We start from the raw sequence: 20,496 nt of genomic DNA on the forward strand, positions 1-20,496 counted from the left end.
CCTCCTCAGGGAAGATCCCGGTGTAGCCGCGGGTGGTGTCGAGATTCAGGTGGCCGAGCAGCTGCGCTGCGATGTCGTCTCGTGCACGGGGAACGCCGGTGAAATTTCGTCGCCAGGGCGGCGGTTGCTCGTCGGCTGTCGCATACTCGGCGTCCGCGACCAGGTAGCTACTCGCTCACACTGTTCGACGTGTGGCGTCCGAATCTCGTGTAGCCGAAGCCGACGAAGGCAAGGAGGAGCAGGCCGACGATCAGTGACACGAGCGGTACCCAGAAGCCGATGGCGTGGAGTTGGCCGGCCTTGGATTGGTAGCCGCCTTCCGCCAGGTCGTTCTCGATCGCGCCCTTGACGTTCTTCTTCACTGTTGCGTCGTCGTACTCGATCGACACCTGGGTGGCGGTCAGTTTGTCGGCACCGTTGTAGGCGATGGTGGCAAGTTGCTGTTCCTTGCCCTTGATGATCGCGCCGGTGACCGGTTCGATCCACAGGGTCCGGGTGTTCTTGTACGTGCGTTGCGCCTGGACCGAGTCCTTCCCTGGCTCGCCGACCAGGGTCCCGGGAACCAGCAGCGCCTTGGCCTGGGGGACTTCTTGCTTCGGGATGTCCTGCTCGAAGACGTACACCTTCAGTCCGTAGAGCTCGTCCTCGCGCTTGAACTGGATCGGGAATGCCTTCCGCAGCGTCGTGTCCCAGAAGTTGTACGTCTTCTTCTCGGTGCCGAACGGGAACTTGAGCACCAGGCCCTCGTGCCCCTTGAACAGCGCGCTCTTCGGGTCGGGCCTGAGCCGATCCGCCTTCTCCAGCGTGGTTGTGACGTACTCGCCGCTGTCGTCGTTGCCCGACGGGTTCCACCGCACCGACTCACCGGTGCGTGCATCCAGCACCACGCGTTCCTGGACGAAGCTCAGTGGCATTTCGGCAGTCTTCGATGCCTTGTCGGGGAACTGGTAGTTCTTCGAGTCGTCCGTCACCACTGCCGTGTCGTACACGACAACCTTGCGGTTCAGCGCCTTGCTGATCTTCTCGGCCGCGACCACGTCACCGCGCACCGTGCGGCGGGCCTCCAGTTCTACGTTCCTTTTCACCTTGAGGTCCGCGACGCTGAAGATCGTCGCATCCGGACCCTCCGACACCGTGTGCGCGATCTGATCCGCGGGCGCGACCGCCAATGCCGGATAGGCGTAGAACTTCGTCAGCGCCGCGACGCCGACGCAGAACACCCCGAGCCCGATCAGCACCGCACGAATACGAGTCCCCACTGCATCCCCTCCCGGTCTGTTCGCGGGACCCTACCAGTGAGTAAGTGGCTTTGAGAAGACGACGACAACGACGAATTCGCGGGACGTCGAACTGGCATATAGTCCCGCTCCATGAGGGGGATCTCACGCTTGCCGAAGGGGCCGGAGACATCGGTTCTCCGGGGCATTGTGGTGACGCTGGCCGTGCTGCAAGCAACCGTCCTCGGCCTGCTTGCGCGGCGCGGTTCATGGCTGTCCGACGATCTCGACTTCCTGGTGCAGGGCGGCCGTGGCTTCGCGCCGCACGAACTGCTCCAACCGGTGAACGACCATATCGCGCCCGGCCTCCGCTTCGTGTACGCGACCTTCGCAACTGTCGCCCCGCTGAATTACAACCTGACCGTCGGATGGCGGATCCTGATGCAGGCGCTCGCGATCACGCTGATGGGCCTGCTCCTGATCCGCATTCTGGGTCCGACCTGGTGGGTGATTCTCGGTACGGCGGTCTACGCGTTGATGCCGGTCAGCATGCCGTCATTCATGTCGCTGTCCAGTGGCGTCAACAACCTGTCCGCACACGTCTTCGGCTTACTGTTGCTGCACGCAACAATCGACTGGTACGACGGCCATCGCCGCCGCGCCATTGCCTATGGCCCCCTGTCGCTGCTGATGTCCCTTGCCTGCTGGGAGAAGTCAGGCCTGATCCTGCTGAGCGTCGCGGCGCTGGCGCTGTACCTCCGGGATGAACCTTTCCGTCAATGGCTACGGCGGACGTGGCCGTTCGCGGCGGCGCTCGGCGCGGCCGTCGTCGGATTCGGACTCCTCTACATCACCCAGGCCGACCCGTCGCGAGGCCAGGTACCAGCAGTTGCCGACCTGGTCGGGCTCCTCGGGCGCGGGTTCGAAGTACCCCTGTCGGCCGTCGTCGGAGGACCGTGGACCTGGGCGAAGACGGGTGAGGCGTTCAGCCTCGCCGCGCCACCGCTCGCGGGGCTGTTGGCCGGTGGATTGCTCACCGCGCTGTTGTGGACGGTCGCGTGGCGGCGCGACCGCCGCGCGCTGCTCTTCTGGATCGCAGTCGCCGGCTATGTGCCGGCCACAGTCGCGCTCGTAGCGTACGGACGCTTCTCCACGTTCGGTTCCGTACTCACGGTGCACTACCACTATTGGTCCGATCTCTCGATCCCGCTGACGTTGGCCGTCGTGCTCTCGGCCCGGCAGGTGCGAGCGTTCGTCCCCGTGCTGGTCCTGGTGGGTTTCGCCGCCGGAGCGATCGTCTCGGACGCCGGCTTCGCCCAGCAGTGGGGCAACAACCCGGCGAAGGCGTACCTCGCGACTGTCGACGCGGAGCTCGACCGCACCGGCACCAACGTGAACCTGTGGGACACCGCGATGCCGCAGCCCATCGGCACCGCCTTGATGTCGGACCGTCGCTTGTCCCCTGTTCTGCAAATGGCCGGTCGGCAGTTCCGGGTGCAGGAGCCGGGCAGCGAGCCACTCATCGTCGACGACACGGGACACATCCGGCCGGCCTCGTTCGCGGTGTGGTCCCGCAACGCAGCACCAGCTGCGCCGAACGCCTTCTGCAACTTCTTGCTCCGCGGCACCGAGCCGTTGACCATCGAGCTGAGTCCGACCCAGAACGAGGTCGCGGTCGCGGAGTGGTTCGTCAAGGCGGCCTATTTCTCGAACCGAGAGAACGAGGTCTCGATCGAGCTACTCGACGCCGACGGAGCGGTGACAGCGTTGCCTGCCAGGAACTGGCCAGCCGGCGCCACCACGATGTACCTCGGCCCGTCGCAGCGGATCCGCGCCACCGAACTGCGGCTCCGGTCCGCCGATCCGGCAAGCAACCTGTGTGTCACAGACCTTCAGATCGGACTGCCTCGATGAAGACCCGGTTCGCCGCCCTGGACGGGCTGCGCGCCATCGGCGCACTCGCGGTGCTCACGACACACGTCGGGTTCCACACCGGTACGTCGCTGAACGGCCCGCTCGCCGGACTCCTCGCCCGGCTGGACGTCGGTGTAGCCATCTTCTTCGCCATCTCCGGGTTCCTGCTCTATCGCCCGCACGCGGCGGCCTGGTTCGACGGCACCGAGCCGCCACGCTTGCTGCCGTACCTCCGCAATCGCGCACTCCGGATCCTTCCGGCGCTGTGGATCGCTGTACTGCTGTCGGCCCTCCTCGTTCCGCACAAGAACGGAGTCACCTGGGCCACCTATCTTCAACACGCGACTCTGACCCAGATCTACTTCGACAGTCCTCCCGCCGACGGCCTCACGCAGATGTGGAGCCTGGCGACCGAGGTCGCGTTCTACCTACTACTGCCGGCACTCGCCAGGGTGCTCGCCGGCAGCAGCCGTCCGACGCGCCGCACTGTCGCTGGGCGAATCGCCGTCCTCGCCGCACTCGCCGCACTCGGTCCGCTGTGGATGGCGGGCGTGAACGCCACCGGTCACCCACAGGCAGGCCTCTGGTTGCCGGGGTACCTCGGTTGGTTCGCGGTCGGCATGGGCTTCGCACTGTGGCAGGTCGCCCGGTCCCGCGGACAGCTGACGACACCCACTCTCGACACCCTGGCCCAGATCCCCGGTACGGTCTGGACGGCTGCCGCAGCATTGTTGCTGATAGCCACGACTCCGATCGCCGGACCGTACAACCTGTCCGCGCCCACACCTGCACAGGCTTTGATGAAGAGCCTGCTCTACACGGCCGTCGCGGCCTGTGCGCTGTTCCCGGCGCTGACGCCGACGACTCGCTCGGCCCGGCTGCTCGGCGGCCGCGCCGGTCATGTCGCCGGCAACATCTCGTACGGCGTCTTCGCGTACCACCTGATCGTGCTGAGCCTGATCGAGCAGCTCACCGGCTACACCCTGTTCAGCGGCCGGTTCGTCCCGATCTTCGCGTCAACCCTCTTCATCTCCGTCGTTGTCGCCGTGGCGAGCTACTACGGGGTGGAGCGCCCGATCATGCGCCGGGGCAGACGAGACAGCCGGTACGACGTCTCCCCCGCAAAGGCTGACAGCAACGCGAGCGCACAGCCGAACAGCACCGACGCCTGGACAGCAGCCGAGGTCACTCCGGCATCTCCCCCAGGCCAAGGCTGAGCTGCCGCGACCACCGTCCCGACAAGCACCACTGCTGCGATCAGTCCAAGCACTGTCCTTCGAGGCAACACCCACGCGCACAGTGCTGCCAACGAGACTGCACCGAGGCCGACCCAGTCCGCCATCAACGTTCCCGCCACCAGCCCGACGCCGAGGACTGCCCAATGGCGGAGGGTCCGTCGACCAACGAGCTGCTGCACCAGGTGATTCGAGCGCCGGGACAACAAGGCCAGCACCAGCACCGACAGCAGAGCGAGCAGCCCCAGGAGGAGGCCGGTCCGATAGCTGCCGTCAGGCCCGAAGCGGGCTGTCACCACCTGCGCCTGTCCGGCCGGCACGAGCCAGCCCTGCTGCCATCCGCCGACGCGGATCGGCGTGAGTTGGTGGCCGACTGCGTCGTACGCCTCCCAGCCCTCGTTGTAGTTCTGCGCGACCGTGAGCACCGACTGCTCCGCCGCCGGGGGTAGGTCGAGCTTCAACTCGGCAGGGCTGTTCCGCGACACCTTGACGCCTTGAGCCGGGGACGCGAGAGAGCTGGGGGTACTCAGCTTCAGCTCAATCGGGACAAGACCGCCGCCGGCCAGAACGTCCACGGAGTGTCGGCCGGACAGCACGGAGACCTTCGTGTCCCTACCGCAGCCGCTGAAGGTCACCGGTCGCCGCTGCAGCAGGTCCCTGACAGTAGCCGTGGCCTGGGTGCCCGCCGGCACACCGTCGACTCGGACACCTGGTCCGAAGCCACACGGCACCCCGATCCGACGGTTCGGATCGAGTCCCCTGCGCAGGTCCTCCGCACCAAGCACGCGCACCTCCGCCACGCCGACCGGCGCGGTCTGCGAGTAGCCGGTCGCGGAGTCGAAGTCCAGTTGTGGTCTGGTCGCGACGAAGTCCACCTGAACCAGGCGCGCCTTCCGGGCGGCGAAGCGGACGTACCCTTCGGCGTCGACTGCGCTCCGGGTCGCTGTACCACCGTCGAACCGCAGTGACACCTCAGCCGGTCGCGACGCCGTCAGATACGGATCACCGAGGAACTGCAGCCCGGTCAGACTGCGGTCTCGAGGCAACCTCAGGGTGAGACTGGGAGCGGGATCGTCCGGATCCGCCACCCACCCGGTGCCGAGGTCCCGATCCACCGCCGCGCCCGGCCGACCTTCCGGCGAAGCCACCGCCCGCGATGATGCCGTCGCACTGATCCCGCCGGGCACAGCCAGCAACCGCTCGAGCGCCTCGCCGTCCTGCGGCAGAGCAGTCCCTTGCACCTGGTACGACGCGGTCTTCGGAAGCTCGATACTCCGCAGCAGCCCGGTCGGCTCCTCCGAGTCTTCGGCCTGACTCGGTCGACACAGCGGCCGGGTGTCCACGTGCAGGCAGGACGACCGCCCGATCTGCTGGTTCCTGAAGACCAGCGCGCTCGGCTGACGTGCTGACGCCGGGACCGACAACCTGTTCATGGCTGCCATCCCAGGCAGTGTCACCTCGGCGATCGACACTCCGCCCGCCTGTCTGCCGTCGGTCATTCCGATGCTCAATCGCAGCCGCTGCGTAGTGCCCGGTGGCACGGGAACGCTCTGCGGATCCCCCGATCCCGACACCGCCGAGGTCAGCGAACCGGCGTCGGTCTCCACCTGCAGCGTCCGCACCGGCTCGGTCGTTGGCGGGTCCAACGAGAACTGCACTTTGAGACCCTCGACCGTCCGTGGCTCCGCGAACGTCAACTCGAGCCACTCACCGGTGGCACGACCGAAGCGGCCCGAGACCCACCGAGTCGTCGGATCGCCATCCACCGCGGCAAACGGGCCGTTGCCAGGTCCGGTGCGCAAGGAGGCATCGGCGTCAGCGGCCGACGACGACGCCCGTACGTCGACGACGCCACCGGCCCAGGTCCGCGTCGTCGGCGGCGACGCACCATCGAGTTGATACCCAAGGACGCGTCGACCCTGTCGACCCGGATCTGTTGCTGTCAGCACCGGTGAGTAGTTCTCGGCCGGACGACCGAAAGACACCTCCCGGCGTTGCAGCCCGTCGGTCTCGATCAGGGGCAGACCATCGAGCCGCCCTGCCGCATCGGAGCTGGTGATTGCTTCCCGATCATCGCCCAGCGCGGTCAACGCAACCGGTACATCCTCGGCCGCTCCACGGACCTCGACAAGCCGCGACCGCGGTACCAGCCGGCCGGCATCGGTCCGGCCGGCGTCGTAGATTTCCACACTCGGGTAGGGCAAGCGCGTGTGACCGTCGAGCGTGACACCGGGCTGCTCGATCCGGCTCCCCGTGGGTGGACCGAAGGAAGCGACCCGCCCGATGCCGGACTCGGCCAGGCTCTCGTGTACGGCGATGGTGGATGCGATCTGCACGTCGTACCGAAGATCGTTGCGTACGACGACGTACCTCACGCCTGCCCGCTGGAGTGCCTGCTGCAGGGTCCTGTCGCCGACGCCCGAGCCGAGCCGCCGCTCGATCTCATCCAGCCATCTGGTCGCACCTGCTGACCCCAACGGCACCGCGTCTCGCACCGCCATCGGCCGCTTCAGCAGCGCCTGGAACGGCTCGTCCTTCGTCGAACCCCAAGTGAAATCCGCGAACGACGCAGCAGGTACGACGAGGACGCTGCCGTCCCCGGGCTGGGTGTCGAGCCAGGTCGCGGCCTCACGCCAGTACCCGGGAATGGCGTCGTACCCCTCTGGTCTGGGCAGCTGACCGACGATCGCGGGAGTGGCGACAGAGACCACGAGGCAGGACACCAGGACAGGGACGACTCGGCGATGGATGCGATGGGAGACCGACCAACTGGCCAGCCGGGCAAGCGCGTGCGCGGCGGCGAGCGTCAGCGGCAGCCGGACGACGAGCTCGAACTTGTGCGTATTGCGAAAGGCAGCGAGCGGTCCGTCGAGGAGGTCCTGCAGTTGCGGCGCCAACGGCGAGCCTGCCGCACCCACATGGCCGAGAGTCACCAGCAGCAGGCCGACGACCAGTGATAGCTGCAGGAAGCCTCGATGCTTGAGGGATCCCATCGCGAGGCCCAGGAGACCGAGCAACGCCACCAGTGACGTTGTGAGGATGAGCATCGGCTGCGTGACATAAAGCCAGCCCGCCGGCCAACTGGGACCACCGTTGCCGGCAAGGAAGTTCAGCCACTGCGACGTACCCCGGAAGGACTCGAAGACACTCGCCATGCGAGTGGTGACCGCAGCGTTCTCGATCCAGTCGAGGAACGGCGGGCTGTACCGTCCGAGCAGTAGGAGCGGCACCAGCCACCACAACGAGACCGCTACGACGCCGACAAGCCAGCTGACCGCAACCTTCACCGTCGAGCGATCGAATCGTCTGGTGAGTAGCCACAACGCGGGCAGCACCAGAGTCGCTCCGGTTGCCACCGCGTTCACTCCACCGACCAGCGCGAACGCCACGGCAGACCAACCGGCACGCCACCAGAACGATCGAGCCCGCGGGGTGACGAGCGGTAGCAGCACCCACGGGGCCATCGCGATGGGCCATACCTCGATGGACGTTATCGACAGCTCGCCGAGCATGCGTGGGCTCAGCGCGTACAGCAACGCCGCAGCGAAGCGTGTCCACGGAACGCCGTACTGCAAGGCATTGCACAGCTTCCAGACACCCACCAGAGCCACACACAGGACCAGCGACCACCACAGTCGTTGGATGATCCAGTCCGGCACCGACAGCATGTCGAGCAGCCAATGGAACGGTCCCATCGGCAACAGGTAGCCGTACGCCTGATTCTGCAGTTGGCCGAATGCGCCTTGTGGGTCCCAGAGGTGCAACGCGCGACCGAGGAACGCACCAGGGTCGGCAGTCAGGTCGAGCTTCGTGTCCGGGACGATCTTGCCGGGCGCCTGGTGGAAGCAGAGCGCTGTCAGCACAAGGCATGCAACGGTGATCCGCGCCCGCCAGACCACCTCCCCCGAACCACGTCCCCCCGGTTCACTCATCGTCGCCGCAACACCAGAACGAGATTCCAGGCCACGACCTCACGGACACCAGGCAGTGCGAGTACGCCGTACGCCCACCGGGGGTGGTATCTCGGCAAAGCTGCGACCAGTTCCGCATCGAGGCAACTGCGCGCCCAGCGCAGCCCCGCGGCGACCGTGATCGGGAAGAGCGATTCACCGAACCTGTTCTTGGGCGGATGACCCTGATGCCGTTCGTAGCGGCCGGCCGCGCGATGTCCGCCGAAGTAGTGCCACGGCGAGGTCTCGTGGCCGCCGTGCGGTCCCCACCAGCCGGTGTAGGACAGGAAGATCGTTCCTCCGGGCCGGGTGACTCGCACCATCTCGTCGGCCATCAGCCAAGGCGCAGGGACGTGTTCGAGCACGTTGGAGGAAAAGCAGATATCCACTGCGGCGTCGGCCACAGGCAGGGCCATTCCGCTTCCCAGGACAGTGCCCGGCGCAGGCTCGCCCCGACCGCTGAGTTCGCCCAGGTCCGAGTCGACGGCGTAGTACGTCGCCCCGGCCCGACGGAATGCATCGGCGAAGTAGCCAGGTCCGCCGCCGATGTCGAGCATCAGCGCGCCGCCGACGTCGACGTACTGCGCCAGTTGGTCCGCCGAGTCTTCAGCAAGCGTTTCATAGAAGCGATCCGGGTCTGTCTGCTCGACCTTGAACGCACGGAACAACCGCACCGCCCGGCCCAGATCGGCGCGCCACTCCTCGCGCCCCGTGGCATTCGTCATCACCTGCACACGCCGGACATTAACGGAACTTCCGAGGTCTGGCGGAGATCGTTACTCCTTGGTAACGTCCCCGCCCATTACCTCGGGGGAGGTGACCAAGAGGGTGGGGCTGAGCAGGTGCGTGCGCAGAGCGTGCTGTTGCTGAACTGGCGGGACACGACGAACCCGGAGGGAGGGGGTTCCGAGCGGTATGTCGAGGAAATCGCGAAAGGCCTTGCATCGTTGGGCTGGTCGGTGACGGTGCTGTGCGCCGCGTACCCTGGGAGTCCGCGCGAGGCGAGTCGGGAACAGGTGCGGTACGTGTACCGCGGCTCCAAGATCACGGTGTATCTGCACGGGCTCGTGTATGCGTTGTTCCATCGGCCGGACCGCGTTGTCGACGTTCAGAACGGACTGCCGTTCTTCACCCGCCTGGTGCGTCGGTCTGTCGTGGTGCTCGTCCATCACGTGCACCACGAGCAGTGGCAGGTCGTCTATCCGGGCTGGCGTGGCCGGCTGGGATGGTGGCTCGAGTCTCGCCTGGCTCCACGGTTGTACCGGGATTGTCCTTACGTGACAGTGTCTTCCGCGTCCCGCGACGAGCTCGCCGAGCTCGGTGTCGATGACATCGCCGTCATCCACAACGGTGCCGATCCGGCGCCGGCGCGGCAACGCCCGCAGGCCGACGTACCGACTGTGGTGTGTGTGGGCCGACTGGTCCCGCACAAACAGCTCGAGCACGCTGTGGAGGCGATCGCGCTGGCACGCCAGACTCTGCCGACCGCGAGGCTGATCGTCGTCGGCTCCGGGTGGTGGGAGGACGAACTGCGCGAGTACGTCGAACAACGCCGGCTGGGCGACGCGGTCGAATTTCGCGGGCACGTGAGCGAGGAGGACAAGCACGCGGCGTACGACGAAGCGTGGGTCCTGGCACTGCCCAGTCTCAAGGAGGGTTGGGGTCTCGTCGTGGGCGAGGCCGCCGGTCACGGCGTACCCACCGTCGCCTATCGCAGCGCGGGTGGGCCGACCGAGTCCGTGCACGACGGAGTGTCGGGGACGCTCGTCGACAACGCGAGCGACTTCGCGACGGCGATCATGGAACTGCTGCAGGACAGCCTGCTCCGGCGGCGGTTGTCCGACGGAGCGTTGGCCGGCGCCGACCGATTCACGTGGTGTGCGGCGGCGGCGGCCTTCGACCAGTTGCTGGCTACTTCGAGCCGTAGTTCACGATCGGGACATCGGCCTGCCCCTGCGGATGGCCGGCCGGCGGCGCCGGATCGTCCTTCACCTGCTGAACCACCCCGACAACTGTCGTCGTAGCCACCGCGAGCCCTGCGAGTACGGCGATTGCCGCACCGATCAGCGATCCCATGAAAGACGTCCCCTCCCGGTCAAGTGAACCGAAGAGTAACAACGCCGCGCCAGGGACACCAGAGCGGCGAGCAACGTTGCTCCGGCAGCCGTCCAGGCCGCGAGGACGACCACCGTCCGCCAGAGAGGATGCGGCTGCGGCGCCGGCGTACCGTCGAGCTTGTACACGATGACCGACGGTCCGGAGAACTCTCGTTTCAGACCGCTCATCATGGTGTCTGGCAGCGGGCCGCCTGCGTCCCGATCCACCACGATCCAGCCGATCCCCTGCTGCAGCAGGACAGGTGCCGGATCCGTGCCGTCGTCGATGGATTTCCGCACGGCGTTCGCTACCTCAGCGGCCTGCGGATCCTCACCGGCGAGACGACGACCGCCGATGATCAGCTCGTCAGGTACGACCGAGGCCTGGTCGAAGTACCGCGGCATCGGGTCCAGGACGGGACGACGGCCGTTCCACGACGGTGCGCGGTATGCCTCGAACGGCCACGGGATGAATCGGCCGTGGAGTGCTTGTCGGGCCTGCGACCAGTCTGCAGGATAGTGCGATACATGAAGACCCGCGCCGGCCACGAGCCCTGGCAGCGCGGCGATCGGCAGCAAGAGTGCTGTGAGACCGACAACCCGCTTCAGACGGACGCGCTGCGCGATCGCGGCAACGGCCGCGCCGAAGCCGATCGCTTCGAGTAGCACCAACGGCCCGAGATAACGCTGGCCGTCACGGAACAGGCCAACCCCGGGGACATGGGCAACCAGTTGGGCGAAAGCACCTGGCGCGATGACTCCGGCCATGGCGATCGCTGTCGCTACTACGGCGGCCACCGAAAGGGCACGGATCGGCTGACTCCGCCTCCATTGCAGTGCGATGCCCGCCGACGACAGCAAGAGCACGACGAACGCGAGCACCAACGAGACCGGCTCACCTCGGCTGTCCGGGACGACATCCGCATTCCAGACGCCGCCGAGAGTAAGCAACGTCGGCAGCGTCCCGCCGTACCCCTCATCGCGAGCAGCGAACGCCGCCACTGAGACGGGGTCCGTGGGGAGGCCGGCGTGCGTGAACCCAGCGACCAGCCAGGGCCCGTTCAAGAGAACCGCCGTCCCCAAGACCCAAAGCTGCTTCGCCCGCGGTCGCCAGAGCAGCATCAAACCACCGATGAGCAGACCGATGACTCCGCCGGACGCGGTCAAGGCACACGCCGCCGATGCAAGGACGAATCCCGCCCACCCCTCCCCCCGGCGCACTCTGATCGCGGACCGCACCAGCCAGGGCAGCGCTGCGTACCCGAGAAGCAGCGCCCAAGCGCCGAGGCGGAGACGTTCAGCGACGAATGGATTCCACATGTACAACGTCGCCGCCGCCGCACCGGGCAGCGCCCCGCCGAGGCGAAGCTCTCGCCACAGGGCCGTCATACCGAGACCTGACAGCAGCGGAATCGCCACCAGGACCAGCTTGTTCAGAACCTGGCCGCCGGCAATCTCATCCAGAACTGCGACCACCACATCCGACGGAACCGCCCGCGGCATAGCCGTCGAAACACCGAAGAGGTCGAGCCGCAACGAGAGGTCAGGCACGAACACCATGTCGTAACCGACAACAAACCCCGGAGCGAGCAGCGGCGCCGTGATCAACAGACTGACCAAGACAGGCCAGAGCCACGGACAAACCCGCATCCACCGCTCCGACACCCTTCATCCTCTCCTCCGGCCACCACCGACGAGGGTCAGGGTGAACTCAGCAATGGTAGAAGCCGGCGCATCGAAGCAAATCAGACTCGCGCTGCCGCAGAAGCCCTAGGTTGCCGATCCGCGTCCAGCAGAGCGGCCGACGCAGCTTTCCCCTTCAACGTGGCTGCGGGCAGGCATCTCCGAAAGTCTCGAGCGCTCTGTTCACTCGGCCGACGAAACTACGCGGGGATGAGAGCGTTCGGTCTTCACCTACACCCGCGAACGGCGATCCCCAGATGTAACGGGCAGCGCTGATCGCCGATGTTCGACGTACACGGCAGTTCGACACTCCGAGCGAAGCGTCGGCACCACGACCATCTCACTGCCATGGGAGCGACTGGACGGCGAACTCCAGGCGATGGAGCTGCGGTTCAGCTGGAGGGATGGCAGACCACTCCGAGGGGCGCGCCAGGCAGGCGGTCGACCGCCGGCTGGAACGACTCGCCGCACGGCTCACGGAGCAGCGACGGAGCAACGGCCATCCGTCCGTCGAATCCCTTATGCTCAAGGCCATTCAGTCTCAGGAGACGTCGTGAACAGCAGTCGCCGCACGTCGGCTAGCCGCTGAACCTGCTGAGTCCGTCGAACATCCACCAGATCTACACCGACACCCCCGTCGGCACAAAGGTCCAGGAGCTCATTTACCGGCTGACCCGGTACGTCTGAGTTGTGCTTGCTTGGCTCGGACGATGTCCGGGTCCCTGGGGTCGAGCGGGAGCACCGCGTCGTCGTCGTACCGTCTGTCTTTTCTGCGAACGACTTTGGTTATCCGAATCTGTCGCATCGGAACTCCTTGGAAGGGCAGGCCTGGCGCCGAGGTGTTGGAGGGGTTCTCAAGACGCCAGGCCCGCCTGCTATGTGGGGGTCGGCGACGACAGCAGGTACCACGCCGCGCTGTTGGGCGAGAGTTTGTCGCCCGCTTCCTGGTGACTCGCGAGCAGTAGTTCGCCGTCGACCGGGACAGCGACCACTCTCGACGAGCAGTTGACGACGCAGCAGAAGCCGTCGCCGCGGGTGAAGGCCAGTACGCCGGGTTCGGTCGCCAGCCATTCGAAGTCGTTCGAAGCCAGTGCCGGAAGCCGCCTGCGCAGACCGAGTGCCTCGCGGTACAGATGCAGCATCGATTCGCCCCAGCCCAGTTGATGGTCCACAGCGTGCAGGGCGAACCAGTCAGGCTGCGGCAACCAGGGATCTGACCGGGAGAATCCGAAAGCGTCCTGGCCGGCCGACCAGGGCAAGGGAATCCGGCAGCCGTCCCGGCCCCGCCGCGCCCCGTTGCTGCGGTGGAACATCGGATCGGTGAGCACACTGTCCGGCAGATCCGTGACCTCGGGCAGACCGAGCTCTTCGCCTTGATAGAGGTACGCCGCTCCCGGCAGCGCGAGCATCAGCAGCGCACTCGCCCGCGCACGTGCGGTCCCGAGATCGACGTCCCCGGCGTGTGCGCCCGGGGCCCCACCGCCGTAGCGGGTGACGGATCTCGGCATGTCGTGGTTGTTCAGCACCCAGGCGACCGAGGAGCCGGCGTCCTGGATCGTACCCAGCCCGCGGTCGACGACGTCGGAGAGAATCTGCGCGTCCCAGTGCGCGCGCAGGAACTCGAAGTAGAAGGTCTGATGCAGTTCGTCCGGCCGCTGGTACAGCGCGAGTTGCCGGGTGTCCAGTACGCCGACCTCGCCGATCAGCACGCGTTCGCGGCCGGTGAAGGCCGAGTATCCATCGGCGATCTGCCGCCAACGGCGCCAGACGTCGTGCACCTCGGGCTGGTTCCACGCGTGCGGGTTGAGCGGGTCGCCGGTGACCTCGTCGTCGATCGCCTGCCCGTGGTCCGGCAGTCCGGCCGCCTTGTGCAACCCGTGCGCCACGTCGATTCGGACGCCGTCGACGCCGCGCTCGAGCCAGAATCGCAGTACCTGCTCGAAGTACGCCGCCACGTCGGGGTGGCGCCAGTTGAAGTCGGCCTGCTCCGGCGCGAAGCTGTGCAGGTACCACTGGCCGTCGGGGACCTGTTGCCAGGCCGGGCCGCCGAAGACGGAGCGCCAGTTGTTGGGCGGTTCCTCGCCCCGGCCGTCGGCGAAGTGGAACCACTCGCGCTCAGGGCTCCCCGGGCCTGCGGCCAGCGCCGCGGCGAACCAGGGATGCTCGGTCGAGCAGTGGTTCGGGACAAGATCGATGAGGACCTTGATGTCGTGCCGATGCGCGTCGTCAACCAGACGGTCGAAACCGTCGAGGGTGCCGTAGCGGGGATCGACCGAGAAGTAGTCGGAGACGTCGTACCCGTGGTCGTGCTGCGGTGAGGGGTAGAACGGGTTGAGCCAGATGCCGTCCACTCCCAGGGCCTGCAGGTACGGGAGCTTCGCGCGGACGCCGGCCAGATCACCGACACCGTCGCCGTCGGAGTCGTGGAAGCTGCGCAGGTAGACCTGGTAGATGACGGCGGTCCGCCACCAGTCGGCTCCGGGCCGGGGCCTTGTCGTGAACATCGCGATCGGTCCCTCTGGTCGTTCCCCAGGCCGTTGATCTCGTCACTACGATCCGCCATCGGAGGGCGGTCGTCAGCAAGGCCAGCGTCCAGACGGGCTACCCGCTAACCGGAATCCTGGGTCTGGCTGACCGGTACTCAGTGGGCGTCGAGATACCGGACCACAGCCAGCACCCGGCGATGGTCGTCGCTGGTCTCGGGGAGGCGCAGCTTGGCGAAGACGTGCCGGACATGCTTTTCCACCGTCGCTTCGGTCACCCACAGCCGGCGTGCGATGCCCGAGTTGGAGCGACCCTCGGCCATCAGTGCGAGTACTTCGTGCTCTCGTGGACTGAGCTCGGCGAGCGGGTCGCCGTCCCGGCGGGCGTTGACCAGTTCCTGGACCAGGGCAGGGTCCATCACCGAGCCACCTCTGAGGATCCGCTCCATCGTCTCGATGAAGTCGCCCACATCCGTCACCCGGCTCTTCAGGAGGTAGCCGATCCGCTGGCCGGACGCGAGCAGCTCCATGGCGTGCTCGACCTCGGCGTGGGCCGACAGGACGAGGATCCCGGTGGCCGGGAACTCGCGCCGAATCTCCCGGGCGGCGTCCAGCCCTTCGGTGCTGTGCGTCGGCGGCATCCGGATGTCCACCACGACCAGGTCGGGCGAAAGGTCCCGCACCAGCGGGAGGATCCACACACTGTCACCGGTCTGTCCGACGACCTCGAACCCCGCCTGCCCGAGGAGGCTGGCCAGCCCCTGGCGCAGGAGTACGTCGTCCTCGGCCAGGACGACGCGGGTGCGTGTCGCACCGCCGTCGACGGCCGAGTCGATCGTCATCTCCCCACGGTAGACCTACCTGTCGTCGAGGATCCGGCGAAGAGCGACACCTGACAACGCTGTCTTGGACAGCAGAGCCGCGGCCGGCACGCTCTCGACGAGATCGATCAGGTCCTCCGCCGCGTGGGTGGAGATCAGAACGACCTGCGCCGGGTCCACATTCGTCTCGGTCTGGATCCGCCGGGCCAGGTCGAGGCCACTCTCGCTGCCGAGGTTCACATCGACGAGTACGACGTCGGGTTCGGCGCCGTCCAGTCGCGCCAGCGCCTCGTCGATCGTCGAGGCGACTCCGACCACGGTGACCCCGTCACTTTCGAGGCGGGACCGGGCGGCGTCGAGGAAGTCAGTGCTGTCGTCGACGATGAAGCAGCGCAACCCCATGGCTCCAGAATCACGCGCCGGAGGCCCCGGCGCATTCCAGCTAACGCGACTCTCTGTGCAATCGAACGTTGGCTCCGGCGGACGTCAGCTGCCGGTCAGCGGGAACTCGGCGGTCAAGGTGGTTCCGGCGCCGCGGGGACTGTCGAGGTTCAGCCGGCCGCCCAGTGCTTCCACCCGGTCGCGGAGGCCGAGCAGCCCGGTGCCCCGGCTGAAGTCCGCGCCGCCTTGTCCGTTGTCGCGGATCTCGACGCGGAGCGCGTCGCCGGTGATGTCGGTGGTGACCACGACCAGCGAAGCGTGCGAGTGTTTCGCCGCGTTGGTCAGAGCCTCGGACACGAAGTAATAGGCGCTCGCCTCGAGCCGCTCCGACAGGCGCGGCTGCGCACGGAGCGTCAGGCGGATGGGGATCGTCGACCGGCGGCCCAGTGACTTCAGTGCCGGGCTGAGGCCGCCCTCGGCGAGGATCGCCGGGTGGATTCCGCGCGCCGTCTCGCGGAGCTCGTCCAGGGCGTCGGTCAGTCCGCCATGCACCTGGTCCAGCTCCGCGGTGAGCTCGGACAACTCAGGCGGCACCTTCGTCTGGGCTGTCTGCAGCCGGAGCGCGAGTGAGACGAGCCGCTGCTGTGCGCCGTCATGCAGATTGCGCTCGATCTGGCGGCGCGTCCGGTCGGCGGTGACCACCACGCGGGCGCGGGATGCCATCAGTTCGGCCCGGGCCTCCGCGTTCTCGATCGCGGTGGCGACGAGCTCGGTGAAGCCCGCGATCTGTGCCTCGGTCGCGGCCGGGAAGGGTATGTCGTTGGTCTTGGAGGCGGCAACGACACCCCACAGCCGGCCGCCCACGGTGACCGGGCAGCCGATCGAGGAACGGATTCCGATGCTCTGCGCCTCCTGCGCGATCGCGCCCGATGCACCGGCGAAGCTGTCCAGCCGGATCGGTCCGGCGCGTCGGCGTACCTCACGGGCGATGCTCAGGCCGTCGAGATCGAACCGCTCACCGACGGCCAGATGGGCGGGCACACGGCTCCAGGCCGCGACACCGGTGACCGTCCCGTCCGGTTCGTACCGCTCCATCCGCGCGAGATCGGCGCCGCAGAGTCGCCCCACCTCTTCGGTCACGGCTGTGAACAGGACACTCGGCGTCACCCCTTGAGCCACCTGAGTGGCGACCCGCCGGAGCGCGGATTGTTCGTTCGACAGCCGTTGGGCCTCCAGCGCCGCCCGCCGGAGCCGAGCCGCAAGCTCGCCCACGACCACAGCCGTCACGAGAAACACACCCAAGCCGATCGCGTTCTGGGCGTCGGCAAGCAGGAGCGAGTGCAGCGGGCTGACGAAGAAGTACGCGTACGCCCACACGCTGAGCACGGCCGTGACCACGGCGAGCGGCGTACCCCAGAAGATCGCGATGGGCAGTACCGCGAGCAGATAGAGCACCAGCAGGCTGAGTGTCGGGACGTGGGGCTCGCCGAGCTTGATGAGCCCGGTCACGGCAGCAACCAGCAGGCCGGCTGCGAGCAGTCCAGCCAGCCGGCGCGCAACCGCTGAGCTCGTCCGGCGCCGCTCCATCCCACCACACTTTCCCCTGAACGAACGCTAACCGATAGCCCCGCACACTGACGACCACTGCACCGTCAGTGGCGGCGTTCTATGTGGGGGCGGAGGGTGCCGTCATAGGGGTTGGGTGGGAGGCCTTGGAGTAGGTCTGGTAGGTGGAAGGTTTGGAAGAGGGACAGGTCGAAGAAGGCGACTGCGTGGACGATCGCGGTCGCGGTGAGGGTTAGGACCTGGATCTGGAAGGCGTGGTGGATGTTGTCGCGAGGGTCTCGCATGTAGACGGCGAAGGCGGGGAGGCCGTTTGCTTTCAGGGGGACTAGGTACTGGTCGCCGGGGTGTTCGGCTGGGCAGTGGGTGGTGATGAGGCGGCCGATGTCGCGGGCGCCGCGGAACCAGGAGGTGAACGGCGGCATCTCCCAGATCGCGTCGTCGGTGAAGAGGGTGACGATCGCTGGTACGTCGTACTGCTCGAAGGCGGCTCGGTAGCGGGCCAGCAAGGCTTCGTCCGGGACGGCGGCGCTTGGTCTGACGGTGAGCGGGGTGGGACGTACGTCGCCCAGCAGGGTCGTGATGCGGTCCTCGGGCCAGCCCTCGATGTCGTGGAGGATGGTGGCGGCTCGTTCGCGCGGTGGGATGCGTTGGAGGGCGGCGATCAGGCCGAGGTCGATCGGACGGCCGTCCATCAGGTGCTCGGGGATCGGCTCGAGCCAGAGGATCTCGGAACTCTCCGAGAGCGCGCCCTCCGGATGCGCACTCGGAGCGGCCAGGTCGGACGGGAGCGGGCGGCTCCCGGCGCGGGTGAGACAGGCGAGAGTGGCAGCCTCCACAACCCCACCGCCAACCCCACTCGCACCACCACCAGCACCGGTGCTGGGGCGGGCGGTCACCTCGGTTGCGATCTCGATTGCTTCGGTGGTGGAGCCGAGCAGGCGGTAGCAGTGGGCGATCAAGCTGGAGTCGTTCATGGCTACTCCATCGGCCAGGCCCGGTGGTCGGTCTGGTGGTCGGCGAGGTAGCCGGCCAGTGCGAGTGCCCTCATGTCCTGATGATGCGGTACGGCGAGCTGTGCGCCAATGGGCAGCCCGGAAGCGGACCACCCGACGTTCACCGTGGTCGCCGGATGCTGCGACATGTTGTACGGGACCGTGAACCCGATGTGCTCGAACGGTTTCGACGGGTCGTCGGTCGGATACGCGAGCTCCGCCGGGAACGCGGTGATCGGCGCGACCGGCGACAGAATCACGTCGTACGCCGTGAACACCCGCCCGACCGCAGCCGCCATCGCGCCCATCTGGCTGTACCCCTGGAACACGTCGGACCCGGACAGATCCCCCGCCGTCGACACCCACTCGCGGATCTGCGGGAGCACCTTCGCACGCCGCTCCTCGGGCAGCGCGGCGATGTCCGTCGCGGAGCGGATCCGCCAGAAACGATCGAGCCCGTCGAGCATGTCCCGCGTGATGATCGGGTCGATCGGCTCGACCAGAGCGCCCGCCTTCGAGAGTACGTCGGCCGCCGCCGAGACCGCCGCGACGACCGCCGGATCAACCGGCAACCCGACCCCGGCATCGAGCAGCAACGCCACCCGCAGCCCGCCGAGCCCGACCGAGAAGCCGTCGACCGAAGAGCCACCGTCCGAGAAGCCACCGTCCGAAGCAGGAAACGACGTGTGATCACGCGGGTCGTACCCCGACATCACCGACAACGCCAGCGCCGCATCAGGCGCCGTCCGCGTCAACGGCCCGATCGCCCGCCCCGGGTACGGATTGCCGACCGCGACCCGACCATGCGTCGGCTTGAGCCCGACCAGCCCACACCACCCAGCCGGCAACCGGATCGACCCACCGATGTCAGTGCCGATGTGGATCGGCCCATACCCAGCCGCCGCAGCAGCCGCCGCGCCCGCGCTCGATCCACCAGCTGTCCGCGAGACATCCCACGGATTCCGTGTCAGGTGATGGAACGTCGACACCCCCGACGACAGCATCCCGTACTCCGGCATCGTCGTCTTGCTGAAGATCACCGCGCCGGCCTCCCGCAACCGGGCCGCCGCCGGCGCATCCTCGACCGCCGGGGTCAACAAGGTCGCCGCCGTCCCCTGCGGCACCGGCGTACCCCGGGTCGCGATGTTCTCCTTCACCGTCACCGGTATGCCGTCCAACGCGCCCGCCGTACCGTCCCGCCAGCGTCGCTCGGACTCGAGCGCCGCCGCCCGTGCTCCCTCGGCGTCAAGCGCGTACAACGCACAGATCTGTGGTTCGACGGCGTCCACTCGAGCGAGGACGTCCTCGATCACCTCGACAGGTGACACCGAGCCGTCGCGGTACTTCGCCAGCAGTTCAACGGCCGTCAGGTCGGCGAGACTCATGCACACACCCCTCAGTTCGGTGGGTCGAAGCGGCCGTCGACCGCGGTCCAGCCGCCGTCGACCGCGAGGACACTCCCGGTCACGAAGCTCGCGGCGTCGGACGCGAGGTACACGACCGCGCCGGCGAGCTCGCTCGGTTGGGCCCATCGCCCGAGTGCGCCCTTCTGCGCGTACGCGTCGTACCACGCGGGATCGGCCTTGATCTGCGCGGTGAGCGGGGTCTCGACGACGCCGGGCGCGATCGCGTTCGCCCGTACGCCGGACGGCCCGAGCTCGGCCGCCGCCGTACGCAGCAACTGCACGAGGCCGGCCTTCGTTGCCGCATACACCGATTGCCCCGGCTCGACCGTGGTCCCGCGGATCGAGCTGAACCCGATGATGCTGCCGCTCCCCCGCTCCGCCATCCCCCGCCCGAACGCGCGGATCAGCTCGAACGAGGCCCGCAGGTTCAGCGACACCACCCGGTCGAACTCCTCGCCGGTGTAGTCGAGCATCCGCTTCCGCACGTTGGTCGCCGCGGTGAACACCAGCACGTCCACGGGATCCAGCTCGTCGACCGCCCGCGCGATCGCCGCGTCGTCCAGCACATCCAGCTCGTACGCCGTGAGCTCGGACCCGGCCGTCGCACGAGCCGCCGCGAGATCCCGGTCCGCGCACGTCACTCGCGCACCAAAAGCAGCCAGCGCCGACGCACTCTCGCGCCCGATCCCGCTCCCCGCGCCGATCACCAGCGCGTGCTTCCCCTCAAGCCGGAACAGATTCGCGTACTCCAT

General features: G+C 67.5%; 13 protein-coding genes and 2 pseudogenes. 3 read left to right on the forward strand and 12 right to left on the reverse strand.

Going from position 1 to position 20,496, the window contains the following annotated elements:
• Positions 1 to 167: 167 nt before the first annotated feature.
• Positions 168 to 1,259, reverse strand: a complete 1,092-nt coding sequence (locus OHA10_RS37280; protein ID WP_371403505.1) for a DUF3068 domain-containing protein — start codon at positions 1,257 to 1,259, stop codon at positions 168 to 170.
• A 111-nt stretch (positions 1,260 to 1,370) separates the two neighbouring features.
• Between OHA10_RS37280 and OHA10_RS37285 the strand changes: the two genes are divergently transcribed.
• Positions 1,371 to 3,131 (forward strand): hypothetical protein, encoded by a 1,761-nt coding sequence (locus OHA10_RS37285; protein WP_371403506.1) that lies wholly within the window; start codon positions 1,371 to 1,373, stop codon positions 3,129 to 3,131.
• A pseudogene (locus OHA10_RS37290) lies at positions 3,128 to 4,165 on the forward strand (acyltransferase family protein); the annotation flags it as partial. The gene OHA10_RS37285 and the pseudogene OHA10_RS37290, both read left to right, overlap by 4 nt.
• Before the next feature lie 23 nt (positions 4,166 to 4,188).
• Here the strand turns inward: OHA10_RS37290 and OHA10_RS37295 are convergent.
• Together OHA10_RS37295 and OHA10_RS37300 are read right to left on the reverse strand one after the other, a co-directional pair.
• Positions 4,189 to 8,298 (reverse strand): alpha-(1->3)-arabinofuranosyltransferase family protein, encoded by a 4,110-nt coding sequence (locus tag OHA10_RS37295; RefSeq protein WP_371403507.1) that lies wholly within the window; start codon positions 8,296 to 8,298, stop codon positions 4,189 to 4,191.
• On the reverse strand, positions 8,295 to 9,041 hold the full coding sequence (locus tag OHA10_RS37300; RefSeq protein WP_371403508.1) for a class I SAM-dependent methyltransferase: 747 nt from the start codon (positions 9,039 to 9,041) through the stop codon (positions 8,295 to 8,297). Before OHA10_RS37300 ends, OHA10_RS37295 begins: the two co-directional genes overlap by 4 nt.
• Before the next feature lie 117 nt (positions 9,042 to 9,158).
• Here OHA10_RS37300 and OHA10_RS37305 point away from each other — a divergent pair, with 117 nt between their 5' ends.
• Positions 9,159 to 10,340 carry a glycosyltransferase family 4 protein gene (locus OHA10_RS37305; RefSeq protein ID WP_371403509.1) on the forward strand — a complete coding sequence of 394 codons (1,182 nt, stop codon included), beginning with the start codon at positions 9,159 to 9,161 and terminating at the stop codon, positions 10,338 to 10,340.
• Here OHA10_RS37305 and OHA10_RS37310 read toward each other — a convergent pair.
• From OHA10_RS37310 to OHA10_RS37350, 9 genes and pseudogenes are all read right to left on the reverse strand, one after another.
• Positions 10,294 to 10,392: pseudogene (locus OHA10_RS37310) on the reverse strand (DUF2613 family protein); the annotation flags it as partial. The gene OHA10_RS37305 and the pseudogene OHA10_RS37310 overlap by 47 nt on opposite strands.
• Positions 10,380 to 12,077, reverse strand: coding sequence for a hypothetical protein (locus OHA10_RS37315; protein ID WP_371403510.1), 1,698 nt, complete (start codon positions 12,075 to 12,077; stop codon positions 10,380 to 10,382). The gene OHA10_RS37315 and the pseudogene OHA10_RS37310, both read right to left, overlap by 13 nt.
• Before the next feature lie 893 nt (positions 12,078 to 12,970).
• The gene (locus tag OHA10_RS37320) at positions 12,971 to 14,599 is read right to left on the reverse strand and encodes a glycoside hydrolase family 13 protein (RefSeq protein WP_371403511.1); all 1,629 of its coding nucleotides are present in this window, start codon (positions 14,597 to 14,599) and stop codon (positions 12,971 to 12,973) included.
• A 137-nt stretch (positions 14,600 to 14,736) separates the two neighbouring features.
• Positions 14,737 to 15,420, reverse strand: coding sequence for a response regulator (locus OHA10_RS37325; RefSeq protein ID WP_371403512.1), 684 nt, complete (start codon positions 15,418 to 15,420; stop codon positions 14,737 to 14,739).
• A gap of 15 nt (positions 15,421 to 15,435) precedes the next feature.
• Positions 15,436 to 15,801, reverse strand: a complete 366-nt coding sequence (locus tag OHA10_RS37330; protein ID WP_371403513.1) for a response regulator — start codon at positions 15,799 to 15,801, stop codon at positions 15,436 to 15,438.
• Positions 15,802 to 15,885: 84 nt separating this feature from the next.
• Positions 15,886 to 17,367 carry a DUF4118 domain-containing protein gene (locus OHA10_RS37335; RefSeq protein ID WP_371403514.1) on the reverse strand — a complete coding sequence of 494 codons (1,482 nt, stop codon included), beginning with the start codon at positions 17,365 to 17,367 and terminating at the stop codon, positions 15,886 to 15,888.
• 65 nt (positions 17,368 to 17,432) lie between these two features.
• On the reverse strand, positions 17,433 to 18,320 hold the full coding sequence (locus OHA10_RS37340; RefSeq protein ID WP_371403515.1) for an RNA polymerase subunit sigma-70: 888 nt from the start codon (positions 18,318 to 18,320) through the stop codon (positions 17,433 to 17,435).
• Positions 18,321 to 18,322: 2 nt separating this feature from the next.
• Positions 18,323 to 19,723, reverse strand: a complete 1,401-nt coding sequence (locus tag OHA10_RS37345; RefSeq protein WP_371403516.1) for an amidase — start codon at positions 19,721 to 19,723, stop codon at positions 18,323 to 18,325.
• Positions 19,724 to 19,734: 11 nt separating this feature from the next.
• On the reverse strand, positions 19,735 to 20,496 hold the full coding sequence (locus OHA10_RS37350; protein WP_371403517.1) for an SDR family NAD(P)-dependent oxidoreductase: 762 nt from the start codon (positions 20,494 to 20,496) through the stop codon (positions 19,735 to 19,737).

This window comes from Kribbella sp. NBC_00662, assembly GCF_041430295.1.
In the GTDB taxonomy this organism is placed as follows: Bacteria; Actinomycetota; Actinomycetes; order Propionibacteriales; family Kribbellaceae; genus Kribbella.

Excerpts from the sequence above, each read along its gene's own strand:
- OHA10_RS37285 (WP_371403506.1), top strand. The coding sequence starts at position 1,371 with ATGAGGGGGATCTCACGCTTGCCGAAGGGGCCGGAGACATCGGTTCTC.
- OHA10_RS37295 (WP_371403507.1), bottom strand. The coding sequence starts at position 8,298 with ATGAGTGAACCGGGGGGACGTGGTTCGGGGGAGGTGGTCTGGCGGGCG.
- OHA10_RS37300 (WP_371403508.1), bottom strand. The coding sequence starts at position 9,041 with ATGACGAATGCCACGGGGCGCGAGGAGTGGCGCGCCGATCTGGGCCGG.
- OHA10_RS37320 (WP_371403511.1), bottom strand. The coding sequence starts at position 14,599 with ATGTTCACGACAAGGCCCCGGCCCGGAGCCGACTGGTGGCGGACCGCC.
- OHA10_RS37325 (WP_371403512.1), bottom strand. The coding sequence starts at position 15,420 with ATGACGATCGACTCGGCCGTCGACGGCGGTGCGACACGCACCCGCGTC.
- OHA10_RS37330 (WP_371403513.1), bottom strand. The coding sequence starts at position 15,801 with ATGGGGTTGCGCTGCTTCATCGTCGACGACAGCACTGACTTCCTCGAC.
- OHA10_RS37335 (WP_371403514.1), bottom strand. The coding sequence starts at position 17,367 with ATGGAGCGGCGCCGGACGAGCTCAGCGGTTGCGCGCCGGCTGGCTGGA.
- OHA10_RS37340 (WP_371403515.1), bottom strand. The coding sequence starts at position 18,320 with ATGAACGACTCCAGCTTGATCGCCCACTGCTACCGCCTGCTCGGCTCC.
- OHA10_RS37345 (WP_371403516.1), bottom strand. The coding sequence starts at position 19,723 with ATGAGTCTCGCCGACCTGACGGCCGTTGAACTGCTGGCGAAGTACCGC.
- OHA10_RS37350 (WP_371403517.1), bottom strand. The coding sequence starts at position 20,496 with ATGGAGTACGCGAATCTGTTCCGGCTTGAGGGGAAGCACGCGCTGGTG.